The organism is Nocardia sp. NPDC059764, from assembly GCF_042732555.1.
GTDB lineage: Bacteria > Actinomycetota > Actinomycetes > Mycobacteriales > Mycobacteriaceae > Nocardia.
This window is the reverse complement of the sequence record NZ_JBHWHH010000155.1, coordinates 1-16957: the sequence shown is the minus strand read 5'-3', so window position 1 is coordinate 16957 and position 16957 is coordinate 1. Positions and strand designations below refer to the sequence as shown.

Annotated in this window: 20 protein-coding genes, 7 tRNA genes and 1 pseudogene; 8 read left to right on the top strand and 20 right to left on the bottom strand. The window is 67.1% G+C overall.

The genetic code is table 11. From position 1 onward, the window contains the following. Positions 1–323: hypothetical protein (locus ACFV4K_RS27390; protein WP_379278757.1), on the top strand; the 323-nt coding region annotated here is incomplete at its 5' end. A 35-nt stretch (positions 324–358) separates the two neighbouring features. Here ACFV4K_RS27390 and ACFV4K_RS27385 read toward each other — a convergent pair. Then, entirely contained in the window at positions 359–556 is a 198-nt protein-coding gene (locus tag ACFV4K_RS27385) for a hypothetical protein (RefSeq protein ID WP_379278756.1), read from the bottom strand. 214 nt (positions 557–770) lie between these two features. Here ACFV4K_RS27385 and ACFV4K_RS27380 point away from each other — a divergent pair, with 214 nt between their 5' ends. Next, on the top strand, positions 771–1979 hold the full coding sequence (locus tag ACFV4K_RS27380; protein ID WP_379278755.1) for an FAD-dependent oxidoreductase: 1209 nt from the start codon (positions 771–773) through the stop codon (positions 1977–1979). Positions 1980–2016: 37 nt separating this feature from the next. Here the strand turns inward: ACFV4K_RS27380 and ACFV4K_RS27375 are convergent, their stop codons facing one another. After that, positions 2017–2433 (bottom strand): TetR family transcriptional regulator C-terminal domain-containing protein, encoded by a 417-nt coding sequence (locus ACFV4K_RS27375; protein ID WP_379278754.1) that lies wholly within the window; start codon positions 2431–2433, stop codon positions 2017–2019. 60 nt (positions 2434–2493) lie between these two features. Here ACFV4K_RS27375 and ACFV4K_RS27370 point away from each other — a divergent pair, with 60 nt between their 5' ends. Both ACFV4K_RS27370 and ACFV4K_RS27365 read left to right on the top strand, forming a co-directional pair. Beyond that, positions 2494–3336: an SDR family NAD(P)-dependent oxidoreductase gene (locus tag ACFV4K_RS27370; RefSeq protein ID WP_379278753.1), complete on the top strand. Its 843-nt coding sequence runs from the start codon at positions 2494–2496 to the stop codon at positions 3334–3336. A gap of 13 nt (positions 3337–3349) precedes the next feature. Beyond that, positions 3350–3859 (top strand): annotated as a pseudogene (locus ACFV4K_RS27365) (PP2C family protein-serine/threonine phosphatase); the annotation flags it as partial. 35 nt (positions 3860–3894) lie between these two features. On the opposite strand, the gene ACFV4K_RS27360 reads toward ACFV4K_RS27365, so the two are convergent. The 7 genes from ACFV4K_RS27360 to ACFV4K_RS27330 form a co-directional block, all read right to left on the bottom strand. After that, a complete protein-coding gene (locus ACFV4K_RS27360) occupies positions 3895–4275 on the bottom strand; it encodes a hypothetical protein (protein WP_379278752.1) in 381 nt (126 codons plus the stop codon). A 47-nt stretch (positions 4276–4322) separates the two neighbouring features. Beyond that, on the bottom strand, positions 4323–4727 hold the full coding sequence (locus ACFV4K_RS27355) for a hypothetical protein (protein ID WP_379278751.1): 405 nt from the start codon (positions 4725–4727) through the stop codon (positions 4323–4325). 118 nt (positions 4728–4845) lie between these two features. Beyond that, entirely contained in the window at positions 4846–5274 is a 429-nt protein-coding gene (locus ACFV4K_RS27350; RefSeq protein ID WP_379278750.1) for a DUF6508 domain-containing protein, read from the bottom strand. Positions 5275–5303: 29 nt separating this feature from the next. Beyond that, the gene (locus ACFV4K_RS27345; protein ID WP_379278749.1) at positions 5304–5711 is read right to left on the bottom strand and encodes an arsenate reductase ArsC; all 408 of its coding nucleotides are present in this window, start codon (positions 5709–5711) and stop codon (positions 5304–5306) included. 16 nt (positions 5712–5727) lie between these two features. Further along, positions 5728–6444 (bottom strand): aquaporin, encoded by a 717-nt coding sequence (locus ACFV4K_RS27340; protein WP_379278748.1) that lies wholly within the window; start codon positions 6442–6444, stop codon positions 5728–5730. Then, positions 6441–6818, bottom strand: coding sequence for an ArsR/SmtB family transcription factor (locus ACFV4K_RS27335; protein WP_379278746.1), 378 nt, complete (start codon positions 6816–6818; stop codon positions 6441–6443). The genes ACFV4K_RS27340 and ACFV4K_RS27335 overlap by 4 nt, the downstream gene beginning before the upstream one ends. A gap of 63 nt (positions 6819–6881) precedes the next feature. Then, positions 6882–7412, bottom strand: a complete 531-nt coding sequence (locus tag ACFV4K_RS27330) for an ArsI/CadI family heavy metal resistance metalloenzyme (RefSeq protein ID WP_379278745.1) — start codon at positions 7410–7412, stop codon at positions 6882–6884. 103 nt (positions 7413–7515) lie between these two features. Between ACFV4K_RS27330 and ACFV4K_RS27325 the strand changes: the two genes are divergently transcribed. Next, on the top strand, positions 7516–7875 hold the full coding sequence (locus tag ACFV4K_RS27325) for an Rv2640c family ArsR-like transcriptional regulator (RefSeq protein ID WP_379278743.1): 360 nt from the start codon (positions 7516–7518) through the stop codon (positions 7873–7875). 53 nt (positions 7876–7928) lie between these two features. On the opposite strand, the gene ACFV4K_RS27320 is transcribed toward ACFV4K_RS27325, so the two are convergent. From ACFV4K_RS27320 to ACFV4K_RS27290, 7 genes are all read right to left on the bottom strand, one after another. Further along, positions 7929–8543: a class I SAM-dependent methyltransferase gene (locus tag ACFV4K_RS27320; protein ID WP_379278741.1), complete on the bottom strand. Its 615-nt coding sequence runs from the start codon at positions 8541–8543 to the stop codon at positions 7929–7931. A 105-nt stretch (positions 8544–8648) separates the two neighbouring features. After that, positions 8649–9092, bottom strand: a complete 444-nt coding sequence (locus ACFV4K_RS27315; RefSeq protein WP_379278740.1) for a nuclear transport factor 2 family protein — start codon at positions 9090–9092, stop codon at positions 8649–8651. A gap of 93 nt (positions 9093–9185) precedes the next feature. Next, positions 9186–9258: transfer RNA gene (locus tag ACFV4K_RS27310), tRNA-Gly, on the bottom strand. Between the two features lie 284 nt (positions 9259–9542). Then, positions 9543–9617: transfer RNA gene (locus ACFV4K_RS27305), tRNA-Val, on the bottom strand. A gap of 17 nt (positions 9618–9634) precedes the next feature. Continuing rightward, a tRNA-Gly gene (locus ACFV4K_RS27300) sits at positions 9635–9707 on the bottom strand. Between the two features lie 116 nt (positions 9708–9823). Beyond that, on the bottom strand, positions 9824–10696 hold the full coding sequence (locus ACFV4K_RS27295) for a DMT family transporter (protein WP_379278738.1): 873 nt from the start codon (positions 10694–10696) through the stop codon (positions 9824–9826). A gap of 110 nt (positions 10697–10806) precedes the next feature. Then, the gene (locus ACFV4K_RS27290) at positions 10807–11253 is read right to left on the bottom strand and encodes a MarR family winged helix-turn-helix transcriptional regulator (RefSeq protein ID WP_379278737.1); all 447 of its coding nucleotides are present in this window, start codon (positions 11251–11253) and stop codon (positions 10807–10809) included. A 162-nt stretch (positions 11254–11415) separates the two neighbouring features. Between ACFV4K_RS27290 and ACFV4K_RS27285 the strand changes: the two genes are divergently transcribed. Both ACFV4K_RS27285 and ACFV4K_RS27280 read left to right on the top strand, forming a co-directional pair. Next, positions 11416–11916, top strand: coding sequence for a DUF1772 domain-containing protein (locus tag ACFV4K_RS27285; protein ID WP_379278735.1), 501 nt, complete (start codon positions 11416–11418; stop codon positions 11914–11916). 123 nt (positions 11917–12039) lie between these two features. Next, on the top strand, positions 12040–13785 hold the full coding sequence (locus ACFV4K_RS27280) for an amidohydrolase family protein (RefSeq protein WP_379278734.1): 1746 nt from the start codon (positions 12040–12042) through the stop codon (positions 13783–13785). Between the two features lie 112 nt (positions 13786–13897). Here ACFV4K_RS27280 and ACFV4K_RS27275 read toward each other — a convergent pair whose 3' ends face one another. The 4 genes from ACFV4K_RS27275 to ACFV4K_RS27260 form a co-directional block, all read right to left on the bottom strand. Continuing rightward, the gene (locus tag ACFV4K_RS27275) at positions 13898–15670 is read right to left on the bottom strand and encodes a leucine-rich repeat domain-containing protein (RefSeq protein WP_379278732.1); all 1773 of its coding nucleotides are present in this window, start codon (positions 15668–15670) and stop codon (positions 13898–13900) included. Positions 15671–16229: 559 nt separating this feature from the next. After that, a tRNA-Val gene (locus tag ACFV4K_RS27270) sits at positions 16230–16304 on the bottom strand. A gap of 26 nt (positions 16305–16330) precedes the next feature. Then, positions 16331–16401 (bottom strand) — tRNA-Cys (locus ACFV4K_RS27265). A 23-nt stretch (positions 16402–16424) separates the two neighbouring features. Next, positions 16425–16497, bottom strand: a tRNA-Gly gene (locus ACFV4K_RS27260). 373 nt (positions 16498–16870) lie between these two features. On the opposite strand from ACFV4K_RS27260, the gene ACFV4K_RS27255 reads away from it, so the two are divergent. Continuing rightward, positions 16871–16942: transfer RNA gene (locus tag ACFV4K_RS27255), tRNA-Val, on the top strand. Positions 16943–16957 lie beyond the last annotated feature (15 nt).

Here is a 16957-nt window from a genome sequence, read left to right as displayed (position 1 = left end):
GTAGCGACTCGCGGTTTCGCCGGTTCCGCTGCCGGATCACCGGCAGCGGAACCGTCCTCCGCCCATGCGCCCGTGCGAAGATACTCGCCGCGGACGCCCCGAGACTCGTTGAACACAGGTCGCCCTGGGTTGTCGGGACCGCTGCCACCGACCCGTGGGTGGCGAGCGAACTCGCCGCACTCCACGCGCAGGGCGGAATCGAGTTTCGTTTGGACGCCCGGGAATTGATGGAGCCGGCCGCACTGTTTCGCACGTTTGCCGGAGACCTTATTCGATGTGAGACGGATTGCCGCGTCGATCAGGTCTCGACCGAACGCAACTGACATCCCGCATGTGGGGCGAGTCGATGGTTTTGCGCTCAGTTCGCTGATGGCCGACCCGAGTCCAGGAGACGTGCGATGACGGCGTCGAGCACCACGCCGAACTCCTTGGCGCTTGCGATCTTTGGGCATTCCGCGAGGATCACGTCGTTGACCAGTCCATCGAGATCTACCCAACCACCGCGGTAGAGAACGATATTGACGGCGTTCCGTTCATCGACGCTCTGAATGAACACTCCGACCGAGTCCGGATCGGTGATGGCAGCACGTTCGACCTCCAGCCGCCGGGGCCACTGGCCGGGACGCCGGTGACAGACGATGCGTCTGGTGCCTGCTGAACCATGAGTCAACTAGTAGTTGACGAATGTTCAATCGTCAACTACTAGTTGACCGCATGGCGGTAGTTCGTAGATGGCTTTCGCCGACAGCACATCGAACCGGGGAGTCGCAATGGAAGTCTTCGAGAGCGCTGCGCACCAGCATGCCGAGTCGTCGGGCAGGCGGGCGATGGTCGTCGGCGCGGGTATCGCCGGTTTGGCTGCCGCGTTGCGATTTTGTCAGCAAGGCTGGGACGTCGTCGTGGTCGAACGCGCGCCGAGTCGCCGCAGTGGCGGTTACCTGGTGAACCTGCACGGACCCGGATATGCCGCCACCGAACGGCTCGGGCTGGTACCGGCGTTGACTCCGCGCGATATCGGATTCTTCACCTCGATCCTCGTCCATCCCGACGGCCGGGAGAAACTCAGAATTCCCGCCGCTGTCACCGAGGCCGCCGTCGGGAACCGGGCATTGAGCCTGTTCCGCGGCGATCTGGAATCGGCACTGTACGACGCCGTGGCTGATTTCGCCGATATCCGTTTCGGCACCACGGTGCGGGCCATTACCCAGACCCCTGGGGAGGTCCAGGTCACCCTCAGTGACGGCACCCACCTGCACACCGGACTCCTCGTCGGCGCCGACGGCGTGCACTCCAAGGTTCGAGAGCTCGTATTCGGTGCCGAGCCCGAGTATTTCGTGGACCTCGGCCACATGGTCGGCGCATTTCCACTGGAAACGCCTCCCGCGCACATGCCCGATGGTGTCGGCACCACGTATATCGGTCTCGGACGCACGGCCGCGGTGATGAACCTGGGACCGGGAAGGTCTTCGGCGTTCTTCGCCTACCGCTGCCTCGACCCTGACGCCGAACTCGCTCTCGGTGCCACATCCGCCCTCATCCGAGCGTTCGGGGATCTCGGCGGTGGTGTCGCCGACGCCCTCCGTCAGCTCGAAGCCGAGCCCGGCGCCGCCTATTTCGATTCGGTCGGCCAGATCGTGATGGACCGCTGGAGTCAGGGGCGAGTCGTCCTGCTCGGCGACGCGGCGTGGTGCGTAACGGTATTCGCCGGCTACGGTGCCGCCCTCGCCCTCGACGGCGCCGACCGGCTCGGCACCGCGCTGGCGGCACACGGCGACGACATTCCCGCCGCCCTCGACACCTGGGAGGCGTCGTTGCGCCCGGAGGTACACAAACGACAGGCGCTGGCGCGGAAGGGAATCAGCCGATTCGCGCCGCCGTCACGCACACATGTGTGGGCAGGCGAACTGATGCTCCGCGCAATTCAGCTTCCCGGCATCCGCGGCCTGGTCCGGCGCTCAATCCAACGCGCCAACAACTAGCCGCCGATCGTGCTGACCGATCGGGCTCAACGGACTGTTACTTGCGCAAGCCGTCGCTGATCGTGGCGAGGTAGGTTTCGACGAGCGTGTCGAGTTCCTCCTCGCCCACGCGGAGGCTGTCGGCACGCCAGGAGAGCGCCGGCAGGCCGTTCGGCGTTGCCCGAATTGTGGTGGTGACGCGTTGGACCTCCAGGTCGACACGCATGGTTCCCCCGGCGACGGCCTCACGCAGCAGGCCGGTAAGTTTGCCGTTCTGTTCCCGAGTGAGCTCTGCGATGCGTTCGAGCGTCTCGAGCTCGTTGGGCGGATTGAGCAGGATGCGGAACTCGTGCGGCCGTTCGCGCGCGAAACGGACATACTCGGCCGTAGCACGCAATAGTCGCTCCTCAACGCCGCCTTCGGTCGCGTACGCGAACGAAATGTCGCCGACCAACTCGCTTTCCTCGCTCAGCACGTCCCCCGCGCCGCCTGAATCAACCGCGCACCTTCGACCACAACCGAGGAGTCATCCACTGTGTCTCGCTACCACCTCGCCGGGCGCACCGTCCTGATCACCGGCTCCACCGGCGGACTCGGATCCGCGCTCGCACGAGCCGTGGCCGCCCGCGGCGCCAACCTGGCACTGCTCGACCTCGACGCCGACGCCGTCACGCGGCAAGCCGAAGCGCTGGGCCCCGACACCGCCGCGCACGGGTGGGCCGCCGATGTCCGAGACTTCGACAGCCTGCGGCGGGCAATCGATGCTGCGGCAGCGCATTTCGGTCGTATCGACGTGGTGATCGCCAACGCCGGCATCGGGGCCATGGCCCCGATGGCCACTGTCGATCCCGCCGTCTTCGACCGCGTCATCGACATCAACCTCAACGGCGTCTGGCGCACGTTCCGCGCCGGGCTCCCGCACGTCACGCAGCAGAAGGGCTACCTGCTCGCCATCTCCTCGATGGCAGCCTTCGTGCACTCTCCCCTGCAAGGCGCTTACACCGCGAGCAAAGCCGGGGTATGGGCACTGGCCGACTCGACCCGCCTCGAGGTGCGCCACCTCGGCGTCGGCGTCGGCAGCGCGCACCCCACCTTCTTCAAGACCCCGATGATGGACCAGGTCCACTCGGACCCCGCCGGCAACACCCTCTGGAAGGGCAACGCCAGCGGCCTGTGGAAGATGATCCCCCTCGACGATGTGGTCGCCGGCATCGTCTCAGGCATCGAACGCCGCGCCGACCTGATCATCGTGCCGAAACGCCTCGCCCTGCTCGCCCGGATCCCCGGCCTCATCCGCCCCATCGTCGACCGGATCGGATTCCCGGGCACCACCATCCCCGACGCCATCGCCCAAGCATCACCCACCGGGTGGAACTGACCACGCCGCAAGGGAACTGGCGCATCAGCGGGGCCGAGCGCTGACCGAACCGGCCATGCGGGTCGGCCGTGAACTGCGAGACCTCGCCGGATGCACTCTCACTGCCATGATTGCCGCGCCGCAGGGTTGCTGGCTCGTTCAGATCGGTGACTCTCGGGTGTATCGGTGGCGTTCCGGGCTGCGCGAACTGTTGACCACCGACCACACGATGGCATGGCTTGGGGCGGTGCACGGTTGGTATCCGTTCGACTCGGCGCAGGCCGCGGCGGCCCGCTGTCAACTGACACGCTATGTCGGCCATATGTCCGCGCCGGAACCCGATGTGTTCAGCGTGACGCTGAGGCCGGGTGACCGATACCTGCTGTGCACCGACGGTGTATCCGAGCAGTTCGGTTACGACGACCTACGGACCGTTCTCGGTCGGGATACACCGCCGAACTCTGCCGTCGCCGCCCTTTTGGCTGCCTGCGAGTCAGCGGGCGGAAACGACAACGCCTCCGCCATCGTGATTCGGGTCGATTGAACATGCGGAACGCCAGTGTCGCCAAGCGACACGGACTACGCTTCCTCGATCTGCCTCGTGTCCGGTTTCTGAACCCCGTTGGGGCGGATCTGTTCGAGGGCCTGCCGCACGACAGCCTCGGAGACGTCGCCCTTGACCGAGATCTCCGAGTCGCCGATCTTCAGCGTGAATTTGGTTGTGCGGCTGGCGATCCAGGCTGTCACGCAGGCGGTGACCGCACCCATCAGAGGCGCGGATTCGACCACGAGTTTGATGAGTTCCGTCGCGCCGAGCGCGTCCGGGACGGGTTCGCCGCTGATCAGTCGTTTGTGGACGGCGCGCAGGTCGTCGTCCACGACGATCGCCTCGAACAGCGATGCCAGTTCGGCGATGTCGTCGTCGGCGTCGGTGATCGAGATGGTGATCGTTGCGGCCACGTGGATCCTCCCCGGTAGGTCTGTGGCCGCAATTCTAAGGCGGACGGTCAGTGTGCGCCCGAGTGGCACTGGGGGACGGGAGGATTCGTGCGTCCGGTGCAGTACCGTCCCTCCGGGGAATTGCCCGGGGGACGGTCCGCACCGTCCGCGCGCCGCTGCCGGCGGTCGCGTTCGATGATGCGCGCCGCCAGGCGGACGACGGCCTCCTCGAGCCGCATCCCCAGCGATTCGGCTCGCAGCGCCGCCATCTCCAGGACGAATTCCTCTTCGGTGGAGGCCAGGTCGCTCAGGATCTCGTCGAGCGCCATCCCGTCGATGGCCTGCTCCCGGGTCAGATCCCGCCCCGGCAGCCAGCTGAGCACCCACCGGCTCCCGGCAGGACCGGGAACCAGATGCGCGGTCTCGGGCGTCATGTCACTGGTGATCGCCTGTCCGGAAATACGTAGCGCCATAGCCTTTCACCCCCTCGGAGCTGGACTCCCCGAAAACCTACGGTCCGGCGCTTAACGATCGCTATCGATTTCCTTACCGCGACCTGACGGTTCGTCGTGACCCACGCGCGCAGGAAGATCAAGCGACCGAGTCGTACCACGCGCGCAGGCGCAGCAGCGCCGCCTGAAACGTGCCGTCGTCGAGCGTCCGACCGATCGTTCCATCGCTGAACCGCTCGGCCCGCACGATGGCCGTGAGCATCCGGCAGGCGTCCGCGACCGGGGCGTCGGCCAGGACCTCACCGCGATACCGCTGGACCCCGTCCCAGCTGGTCCAATCGAAGTTCACGATCACGTCCGCTCGATACAACGCGTCGTGTACGCGGTTCACGGCGTCGTCGTAGACGGCATAGGGCAGACACAACGAGCCGTCATGATTCTGTGTGCGGAACTCCCACACACTGGGCTGCTCGGCGAGCAACTGATCGACCGCGGCCCACAACGGCTCCCACCGCTCGGGGGGCAAGCCGAGTAACCGCGTCTCGATATCGGAATCAGTCGCGTCCATGCGGCCACACTATCGTCACGGAAGGTCGGCTACCTCGGCAACAACTCCTTGATGAGTTGTTCCACCCGGGTACGGATTTCGTCGCGAATCGGCCGCACGGCCTCCACGCCCTTGCCCGCGGGATCGTCCAGGGTCCAGTCGCGGTAGTCGACGCCGGGGAAGTAGGGGCAGGTGTCGCCGCACCCCATGGTGATCACCACGGTGGAGGTCTGCACCGTGTCCGGGGTGAGGACCTTCGGCGTCTGGGCGGTGATGTCGATGCCCAGTTCGGCCATGGCCTCGACCGCGGCCGGGTTGATGGTGTCGGCGGGCGCGGTTCCGGCTGAACGAACTTCGATGGCGTCCCCGGCCAGGTGGGCGAGGAAACCCTGTGCCATTTGGGAGCGGCCCGCGTTGTGGACGCAGACGAACAGGACGCTCGGCTTGACGGAGGTCATTGGTGGGCGGAGCCTTTCAGGCGGTCGGGACGTCGAGAGCGGCGCGCTCGGCCGGGGCGGGATCGGGGTACAGCGCGCCGACCAGGACGAATCCCAATGCGGCACCGAGGAATTGAGCGGCGATGAACGCCGGTACCGAGGAGGGCGCGATTCCGGCGAAGGAGTCGGAGAAGATCCGCCCGACCGTGACGGCGGGATTGGCGAAACTGGTGGAGCTGGTGAACCAGTACGCCGCACCGATGTAAGCGGCCACCGCGACGGACGCCAGTGCGGCGCGGCCGGTCCGCACCAGCGCGAAGATGACCGCGATCAGCCCGGCGGTGGCCACCACCTCACCGACCAGATGGCCGGTGCCGACCCGGTGATGGGTCGCGATCTGGACGGCCCGCTGATCGAACATGATGTTGGCCAGCACCGCTCCGGCGATGCCGCCGGGCACCTGGACGCCGACATAGGCGAGCAGCTCGGCGGAGGTGAGACCGGTGCCGAGGCGGCGACCCGCCCACCAATCAGCCACCGAGACGACCGGATTGAAGTGCGCGCCGGAGACCGGTCCGAGGATCAGGATCAGCACTCCCAGCCCGAACACGGTGGCGGTCGAGTTCTCGAGCAGCTGGAGCCCGACATCGTGGGCGGACAGCTGCTGCGCCGCGATGCCGGACCCGACGACCACGCACACCAGCAGTCCGGTGCCGACGAACTCGGCCAGCAGACGCCGGGACAGCGTGGTCATCGGGCGGCCGCCTCGGGCAATGCGATATCCAGCAGATCCGACAGCTGCCGCAGCGCTCCGGGCTCGACGCGGTAGTACACCCACGAGCCGCGGCGCTCGCTCGACAGCAGCCCGGCTTCCCGCAGCACCCTCAGATGGTGGGAGATGGTGGGCTGGGAGACGTCGAAGCCGTCGGAGATGTCGCACACGCAGGCCTCCTGGCCGACGTGGCTGGCGATCACCGACAACAGCCGCAACCGCACCGGATCCGACAACGCTTTGAACACCGCCGCCAACTCGGTGACGGCCGCCGGGGTCAAGGGTTGCCGGGCCAGGGGAGTGACCTCGCATCCGGGTGCGGTCACCGCGGTGATCGGCAATTTTCGTTTCGACACGCATCGATATTGACGGTTGTCGAAGTCATGCGCAAGCGAACAACCAGCGAATACGCGGCGACGTCAGCCGCAGCAGGACTGGCCCGACGCCACCGCCTCCGCCTTCGCGGTGCTGCCGCAGCAAGCTCCCTCCGCGGCGGCTTCCTCGGCGGTGCCGCAGCAGACCGCCATGGCCTGCGCATCCGTCGCGGCCTCCCCGGAGGTGAGAATCGGTGCCGTGCCGAAGGTTTCACTGTCCGCCAGTACGGTGTAGACCTCCCATCGCTCGGCGTCGGGCCCGGTCACCCACACCTTGTCCTGGGTGGCGAAGCAACAGGTGGTGGCGATCTGCTCCTCGGTGAACATGCCCGCGTCGGACAGGCGGGCGATCTCGGCGTGCACCTGACCGGAGCTCTCGACCTCCACGCCGAGGTGGTTGAGGCTGCCGCCGTGGCCCGGGTTCTCGATGAGAACCAGCTTCAGCGGCGGCTCGGCGACGGTGAAGTTCGCGTAACCGGGCTTGCGCTTGGCCGGTTCGGTCTTGAAGAGGGTGGAGTAGAAGGCGATCGCCTGGTCGAGGTCGTCGACATTGAGTGCGAGCTGGATGCGGGCCATGATGACGGTACCTCCGATTGTGAGACATATGTCGAAATCCTGATGCGGTCGAGTCTGCGCCACTATTTCGACATATGTCAAGAAGGTGCGTAAAGTCGTTCTCATGCCCAAGGCGCTACCCATGATCGACATGTCCGCTCCGGTCTGCTGCGCGCCGGTCGCAGCGGGCCCGGTCGACGACGCCGCCGCGCTCGAAATCGCCCTGCGGCTCAAGGCGATTGCTGACCCGGCCCGGGTGAAACTGCTTTCCCTTCTGCTCGCCAGTCCCTCGGGCGAGGAGAACACCGGTGATCTCGCGGAGGCCGTCGGCCTGGCCGAATCGACTGTCAGCCACCACCTCGGCCAGCTGAAGAAGGCGGGCCTGATCGAATCCGAACGACGCGGCATGAACACCTTCCACCGCGCCTACCGCGACGCCCTGTCAGCACTGTGCCTGGTCCTCGATCCGAACTGCTGCCGCTGACACCCGCACCAGCGCGCTAGCTTTCGGCGGTGTCGATCAGCCGGCCGGGCACGTCAGTTCGCGCGGGAGAACACGGCCACCAGGAAGTCCGCATCGGCGGTGAAGGGCCGCAGATCCCAGGTCGACAGGAGTAGATCCGGTGTGAGGCCGGAGGTTTGGGTGTCGGAGAGGAACTGGGTGAAGTCGTAGCCGCGGTCGGCGCCGAAGCCGATCACCGCGCGGCCGGTGGGGGCGAGGTGCCGGGCGAAGGCGGACAGGACGGCGCGGCGGGTGGAGGGCGCCAGGAACGCCATCACATTGCCCGCGCAGACGATGGCGTCGAAGTCGGCGGGCACGCCACGGGTGGGGAGGTCCAGTTCGGCCAGGTCCCCGACAAGCCAGGTGGGACCGGGATGGTCGTGCTCGGCCGCGGCGATCAGCACCGGGTCGACGTCGACACCCACCACGGTGTGGCCCACCTGGTGCAGGTGGCCGCCGATCCGGCCCGGCCCGCAGCCCGCGTCCAGGACGCGGCTGCCGCGCCCCAGCATGGCGTCGATGAGCCGCGCCTCGCCGACGATGTCGGTGCCCTCGGCGGCCAGATTGCGGAAACGCTCCACATAGCGGGTCGAGTGGGTGGGATCGGCGGCGATGATCTCCTCCCACTGGCTGGGGGTGCGTCCGCTCATGGTCTGAACCTCCTCGCTCGGGGCGCGTCCACTTCACTCTGCCAGTCCGGGAATCGGTGTCCGGGTGGGGGCTGGCGTGTAGCGGACGCGCCCCGGCTGCCGCGCCTACGCCAGGCGAGTCGGCAGCGGGGCGAGGGTGTAGTTCTGCCAGACGTAGTTGTCCATCTGGTGCTGGTCACCGGAGAGGTTCACGACGCGGTCGACCTTGCCGTCGGCGTTGAAATGCCAGACGAGCGCCCACATGGTGTCGACCTTGTCCTCGCCGGCCGTGGAGTAGCCGCGGTGGATGTCCACGACGTATTCGTCATTGGCTTCGAGGAAGAAGGTCTCGGCCTTCATTCCCGCGGTCGAGAGCTGGTTGAAGAATTCCACGACCTCGTCGATACCGTGCTTGGTGCCCGACAGCGGGTGGCGGCCGGGAATGGTCCAGCTGATGTCCTCGGTGAGGACGGCCCGCATCCCGTCGAGGTCGTAGTGGGCGTAGGCCTCGAAGAAGGCGGCGATGGCGGCGATCTTCGGATCCTGTTCGGTCACAACGTTTGTCGTCATGCCAGTAGGTTATTGCCGAGCTACGGCGGAGAGAAGAATCGATCCGGAATGGACCTGAAACGGATCGTTATCAATCGACCCGGACTTCGGTTGAGCGGATGACGAGATTCGAACTCGCGACCCTCACCTTGGCAAGGTGATGCGCTACCAGCTGCGCTACATCCGCGTGCTCACCCGGCCTTGTGGGCCGATCGGCTTGCGGGACAGAACATTAGCCTATGGGTGGGTGGGTAATGCAAATCGGGTGGAACCGGCGGCCCGGAGCGAGGTCCCCGCGACCATGCGAATCGTGGTGGCGGTGGACCCGGCGATCGCATCTGCCGGAGGTGGAGGAGGACCAATTGAGGTCGCCCTGGAACTGATCCTCGACGCGGTGGAACTGCGCGCTCGGCGTCGGTAGCCGGAAAAGCAGAAAGGCCCGGCGGTGGCCGGGCCTGATCTGTTCATTCGTGGTGCGCGATACTGGGATTGAACCAGTGACCTCTTCCGTGTCAGGGAAGCGCTCTCCCGCTGAGCTAATCGCGCGGGTAAATCCCCCTTTGAGCGGATGACGAGATTCGAACTCGCGACCCTCACCTTGGCAAGGTGATGCGCTACCAGCTGCGCTACATCCGCGTGCTCACCCGGCCTTGTGGGCCGATCGGCTTGCGGGACAGAACATTAGCCTATGGGTGGGTGGGTAATGCAAATCGCCAGGAAAACGGGCGATTTCGGGCATGTCTCGGTGCCGATCAGTCGGTCTCGGGGAGCGGGTTCACCAGGGGCGCGGCCTGGGCGCGGGAAAGGCGCACCGCCGCAACACACATGACGACCACCGAGAGGGCGACGAAGGCGGTGCCGAGCGGACCGGACCGCAGCCGCTCGTCGAGGACGGTCATGCCGAGGAAGGCCGCACCGAGCGGCTCGGCGACGGTGAACGCGGGCAGCGACGCCGACAGCGGGCCCACCTGGTAGCCACGCTGTTGCAGATACAGGCCCAGCAGCCCGCAGGCGGCCAGGAGGTAGATCTCCCAGCTCGTGAGGGCGGTGCCGATGCTGATCGTGAACAACTGGGTGACGTTCTCGGTGAGGGCGGCCGAGACGCCGAAGAGCAGACCGGCCGCCGTGCCCAGCAGCAGGGCTTGCAGGGTCGGGACTCGCACGGTGGTAGCCACCACGACGCTGACCGCGATGACACCGGCCGTCAAGCCCAGCGGGACCACCCAGCGATGCCAGGGCGCCTCGGTAACCCCTTCGGTCGGTTCCCCGACCACCAGGAAGCACGCCAGCGCGATCGACAACGCCACCGCCTGCAACCACATCACCGTGGTCACCCGCCGCCCGCTGTAGTGCGCGGCCAGCGGCAGTGCGAACACCAGGGCCGTCACCAGGATCGGCTGCACCACCAGCACCGACCCCAAAGCCAGCGCCGCCACCTGGAACGCGAACCCACCCGTGTCGCCGATCACCCCCGCCACCCACCGCGGATTTCGAATCAGACTGGCCAGCAACGCATCCCCCTCGGGGACGTCCGCCGCCGCCCGCTGCTGCGCCACCGCCGACACCGCGAACAACACCGCGCCGATGAACGCGCACACCACCGCTGCCACAGGTAGGTTTCCCACCTGATCAAGTCTGCCCGACAAGGTCATCCCCGTCGGTTGGCGGGGCCGTCGCGCGAGGCCCGAAATCGGCGGTCGAACCGTCGCGTCGGCCCGGCACCCGGCGATTCGAGTCAGTCGATCTCGTCGGCCCAGGCTTGGAGCCCGGCCAGGAACCCCCGCCGCTGCGTCGGAGTCAGCCGCCCCATTGCCCGCAGCAGCGCGTCCGACCGCCGGTTGATGAAGGTTGCCACATCGTCGCGGCGATCGTCGGGCAGCGACAGCAGGGTGCGTCGATTGTCGGCCGGATCGTTGTGCCGGCGCAGCCACCCGGCCCGGTTGAGCTCCCCGGCAAGCTGACTCGCATTGGTCAGGCTGATGCCGAGCCGGCGGGCCAGATCGCTGACGCTGAGGCTCCCCGCCGCCAGCACCTGCGCGAGTACCGCGCCGTGCCGATTGCCGAGCCCGCCCGCGTCGAAGGATTCGCGCAACGCGGCGGGCATATCGCCGTGGGCGCGCCGAAAATGGGTGGCGATCAGGGGTGCGAGCGCCTCCAGTTGCCGCTGGTGTTCCGCACTCACCGGTGCGCCCGCGGCGTCCGCCGCTCGCTGTGGCCGAGGCACGAACCCCTCCGATCGATGTCGTACTGCGGTCTTGACAGATCCAGGATACAGGTTCGAAGATTTGAACTATTCGGAAAACTGAACCAATTGGAGACGGCGCTCTCCGCGAAAGGCTCACCCATGCGCACTCGACTGCTCACCGCGGCCGCCCTGCTCACCACCGGATACCTGTGCGGCGCCTTCGGATACGGATTGATCAATGTCGCGCAAGCGTTCAAGACGGTGCCGCTGGACGTGCGGTTCACCTTCCATACGGCCCTGATGAAGGTCAACGGACCCGTCATGCAATCGGCGATGGGCTTGGCGGCGCTGACCTCACTACTGCTGGCGATCTACAGCGGGGGAGTCGTGCGCCGTTCGGCCGCAACGGCTTCCGGCCTCGTCCTCGCGTCCTTCGTCATCACCCGATTCGGCAATGTCCCGATCAACGGCAAGATCAAGCAGTGGGCCGTCGGCCTCCGCCCCGACGACTACGCCCAGATCCTGCACCGCTGGGAGCTGTTCCACATCGCCCGCACCGGCGCGGCGCTGCTGGCCTTCCTGATCATCATCGCCATCGCCGTCTTCATTCAGCCCGCTCGGGCGGAGCGGGATCAGACGGTTCTGTCCGCCCCCAACTGAATTCGCGCGGCCGGGGAGCGGATTTCGCCATAGGGCATCGCGAATTTCTTCGATTCCAACCTCGCTGACGCTATGTCTAGTTAGTCTGTTCGATGTCAGTGACCTGGAAGGCTAGGACCTCGCGTGAGCTACTCACTCATCATCGAGAACGGCACCATCGTCGACGGGACCGGAGCCGAGCCGTATCCCGGCGACATCGCCGTCGAGAACGGGCGCATCGCCGCCATCACCGCGCCCGGCGAACTCGCGAATGCCGTGGCGGAGAACCGGATCGACGCGACCGGGCTGCTGGTCACCCCCGGCTTCGTCGACATCCACACCCATTACGACGGGCAGATCACCTGGGACCCGCTGCTCACGCCCAGCTGCTGGCACGGCGTCACCACCGTGGTCATGGGCAACTGCGGCGTCGGATTCGCGCCGGTCACGCCCGAGAAGCGGGACTGGCTGATCGGGCTGATGGAGGGTGTCGAGGACATCCCCGGGGCGGCGCTCTCGGCCGGGATCCGCTGGGACTGGCAGTCCTTCCCGCAGTATCTCGACGCCCTGGACCGGCTGCCGCTGGCCGTCGACGTCGGCACCCAGGTGCCGCACGGCGCGGTCCGCGCGTATGTGATGGGGGAGCGGGGCGCGAAGAACGACGCCGCCTCGCCCGAGGACATCGCCATGATGGCCAAACTCGTGCGCGAGGGCATCGAGGCCGGCGCCCTGGGCTTCTCGACCTCCCGCACCATCGTGCACCGCGCCATCGACGGCGAACCGGTGCCCGGCACCTTCGCCGCGGAAGAGGAACTCTTCGCCATCGGCCAGGCCCTGGCCGACGCCGGCGCGGGCGTCTTCGAACTGGCCCCCGCCGGCATCATGGGTGAGGACCTCGCCGCCCCCGACCGTGAACTCGCCTGGATGCTGCGCCTGGCCGAGCAGACCGGTCGTACCGTGAGTTTCGGCCTGCTGCAACACGATGGCGCACCCGATGACTGGAAGCGGCTGCTCGACACCGCCGGTGCTGCCTTCGAGCAAGGAATCCCGATCCGCCCACAGGTTTCCGCCCGCCCCCTGGGCCTGCTCATCGGCCTGCAGACCTTCAACCCGTTCTCGTTCCGGCCCAGCTACCAGGCCGCCGTCGAACGCGCGGGTCAGAGCCTCGACGCCCTGGTCGCCGAACTCCGCGATCCGGCCCTGCGGCAGACGATCCTCACCGAGGCCGACCTCCCCGACAACCCGATGGCCTTCATCAGCATGGGCCTGGACCGCACCTTCACCCTGGGCGATCCGCCAGATTACGAGCCGGACCCGGCGGCTGGCCTCGCCACCGACGCGGCCCGCGCGGGCGTCGAGCAGTTCGAGTACATCTACGACCAACTGCTGACCCGCGACGGCACCGCCCTGTTCTACCGTCCGTTGCTCAACTACTCGGGCTTCACCCAGGACCCGATTCGCGAGATGCTCATGCACCCGGCCAGCGCGGTCGGCCTCGGCGACGGCGGCGCGCACGTCGGCGCGATCTGCGACGCCTCCAACACCACGTACCTGCTGACCCACTGGGCGCGCGATCGTGCACGGGGCGAGCGCATTCCGCTGCCGCTGGCCATCCGCAAGATGACCTACGACACCGCCCAGATGTACGGCCTCGACGACCGCGGCGTCGTGGCGGTCGGCAAGAAGGCAGACTTCAATGTCATCGACTTCGAGGCCCTGCGCCTGCTGCCGCCCACCATGGCCTACGACCTCCCGGCCGGAGCGCGCCGCCTGCTCCAGCGCGCCGAGGGCTACCGGGCCACCATCGTCTCCGGCGAGGTCGTGCTGCGCGACGGCGAGGACACCGGCGCCCGCCCGGGAGCCCTGGTCCGCTCCGCCCGCGGCTACTGATCCACCCCGGAAACGCAGAAGGCCCGGCGTGAGCCGGGCCTGATCTGTATGAAACGTGGTGCGCGATACAGGGATTGAACCACTGACCGGGGCACGCCGCGAAGGTGGACCCCTACGACCCGAAGTCGATCCGGGCGCACGGGTGCGCGGCGGTGATCCGGTCGCGGACCTCTCGGGGGAACCGGTTGCCGTAGAGGTTGGCGGTCTCGAGGTCGGGGAGCGTGTCGAAGTCGGGCGGCAGGTCTTCGAGGCCGTTGAAGGCCAGGCTGACGGTCCGCATCCGGCGGAACGTCCCGATCCCGGCGAAGTGCTCGGGCTCGAGCCGCCGGCGCTTGCCGTCCCGCCGCCACCTGTCGATCCGGAGTTCCTCCAGACCGGTCAGCTCCATGGCGAACAACTCCCGGAGGAAGACGTGCCCGGGTTCCGGGCCGCGGCTGCTCTGCCCGCTGAAGCCGAGGACCCGCAGCGCGGGCAGGCGGCCGAGGTCCGGCAGCGGGTCGCGCAACAGGCCGAGGCTGCCGCCGAGGTCGAGTTCCACCAGCCGGGTCAAGTGGAGCAGGCTGTCGGGGACGGTGTCGAAGTTGTTGCAGCTCAGATCGAGTCGGCGCAGGTTCGGGAAGGTGGTGACCACCTCGGGGAACGTCACCAGGTATCGCGCGGGGCTGCCGGACATCGACACCTCCTCGACGCCGCTCAGGCCGCGCGCGGAGTCGGGGAACACGACGTTGGTGCCGTCGGCGACCAGCTTCCGCAGCCCGACCAGGTCGCCGAAGGTGTCCGGCAGAACGAACCGCGTCGACTCGGGCGGCATCTGCCCCGGCTCGTACTCGGCGTCGGTGCGGACGGACAGCTCGGAGATGTCGAGTTCCTCCAGCGCGGACAGCCGCCCGACGGCGGCGGGCAGGGTGAACTCGACCTCGTTCTCGTCCAGGGACGAGTTGCGGGCAACCCGCAGCACCCGCAGCCCGGCCAGGTCGCCGATCGATCCGGGCAGGGCGGTCAACTCGCAGTCGCGCACCGACAGGTGCTCCAGTCCGGTGAGCGTCCCGATCTCCTCGGGCAGCTCGCGGATCGGATTGCGGTCCAGGATCAGGGTGCGCAACCACGGCATCCGGAGCACCTCGGCGGGGAACGCCTTCAGCTTGCGCCCGGTCAGGTCGAGATGGTCGGCCCGGCCGGCCACGGCCCGGGACAGCTGGTCGTCCAGCGCCGCGGCCGCCGAGTCGCGCGCCGACCGGGCCCCGGGCCGCAGGACGGGCAGCCCGGCACGCAGCCGGTTCAGGAACGCGTCGATGTCCAGGCGACCCTCGTCGTCGACGACCTCGGGCACGAACGCCTCGCCGAGGCCTTTCCCGGCGACGAAGTCGGCGTCCCGGTCGCACACGCCGAGGTTGTCCACCCAGCGCGCGCCCGGGGCCGACAGGGCCATGTGGTGGTCGAAATGGATCACCCAAGGGGTGTCGACCACCCCGGCCGCCAGGGAGCCGTGGTTGTAATAGCCGTACACCATGTGGGTGAAGGTGCCGTCGTGGATGCAGATCTCGGCGTCGCCGCCTTCCAGCGTTTCGGCCCGGGTGTGGCCGCCGACGTAGAGCCCGGGCCAGTCCTCGTAGAGCGCGATCGGGCCGTCGACCGTCAGGTCACCGGTCACCACGATCAACTCGACATCGCTGTCGCCGTTGCTGTGGGCGTCGGCGTCCACACCGCGCAGCTCGGCGACGGCGGACAGGAAATCCCCGTCGAGGGCGAGGTCACCGTCGAAGAACAGCACCGTGGGATCGTCAGGCGAGTCTCCCGTTCCCTCGAACTCGGCGGACAGCACGCCGCCCAGACGGGCGTCCACGTCGGTGTAGGACAAGAGGTCGGGCATGGAAAAGGTCGACATGCGGGACAGCGTATGTTCGGGCAGTGACAGTCCGGCCCTCAATCCCGTCCTCCGCGAGACGTTCGGTGAACGCGATCGACATGTATTGACTGCCCCTATCCGTATGGTGCACAGCATCTTTCACATCCCGCCCAGCCCGTTCGTGGGTCCAGACGGCGTGCTCGATCGCGTTGGTCATCATGGTGCCGGTGCGCCGGCCGATGATTCGTCGTGCACAGGCGTCGATCACGAACCAGCCGCCGAGTAACGTTGTTGGTCGGATCTGGCTGTGCGCCTTCGGTATTCGCCGATCGTGTATCTCGTGCGGTGAGCCCCGCGGCGCGTGAAGGGGTGGTGGAGCATCGGCTCGCTGCTCTCACGCCGATCGGGATTGGGGAGTGCTCTGTAGTGGAGCGGCATCGAGCACTGTGCGACCCGAGCCGGTCACTGGTCCGGGTCCGAGTGTGACGCGGGCCGGAACGCCTGCCAGGTGGTGTACCTGGCATGTGCATCTCAGTTCAGATTGAGTTCACGACAGCAGAAAGGCCCGGTGGAAACCGGGCCTGATCTGGTCGAACTTTGGTGCGCGATACTGGGATTGAACCAGTGACCTCTTCCGTGTCAGGGAAGCGCTCTCCCGCTGAGCTAATCGCGCGGGTCTTGTTGCTCTTCAAAAAGAAGAGGCGGCGACGGGAATCGAACCCGTGTGCACGGCTTTGCAGGCCGTTGCCTCACCACTCGGCCACACCGCCAAGCAGGCCGTGTTGGCCCCTCGAGCGGATGACGGGATTCGAACCCGCGACCCTCACCTTGGCAAGGTGATGCGCTACCAGCTGCGCTACATCCGCATTTCGTCCCGGGCGCCTTTCGGCTGTCCCGCTGACGAGAGAGAACATTAGCCGACTATCTGCGCAGGTAACAAATCGCCTGGTAGATGGTGGTAAATATGAACTACAGGCATGTGGTTTCGCCGGTCGGCCCACGAACTCGGCGACCGGATTGACACGGATCACCGATATCCCACCGCACCCCGGCGACGCCTCCGTGTCGCCCCGGCAACACCCCGGTGAAACCTCACCCGCCCCACCGCCCCCGATAACCTCAGTTTTACGCCGTTGTGCACGCGATTTGGTGTGATGCCAGCCAGGTGTGTAATCTTCATTCTCGTTCGAGCGGCACCGCAAACGCCACTCCGGACAGTCGCCTCGGCGACAAGACCCCGGTTCTATAGCTCAGCGGGAGAGCACTCGCTTCACACGCGAGGGGTCGCTGGTTCGATCCCAGCTAGAACCACCGAAAAGCCGGTCC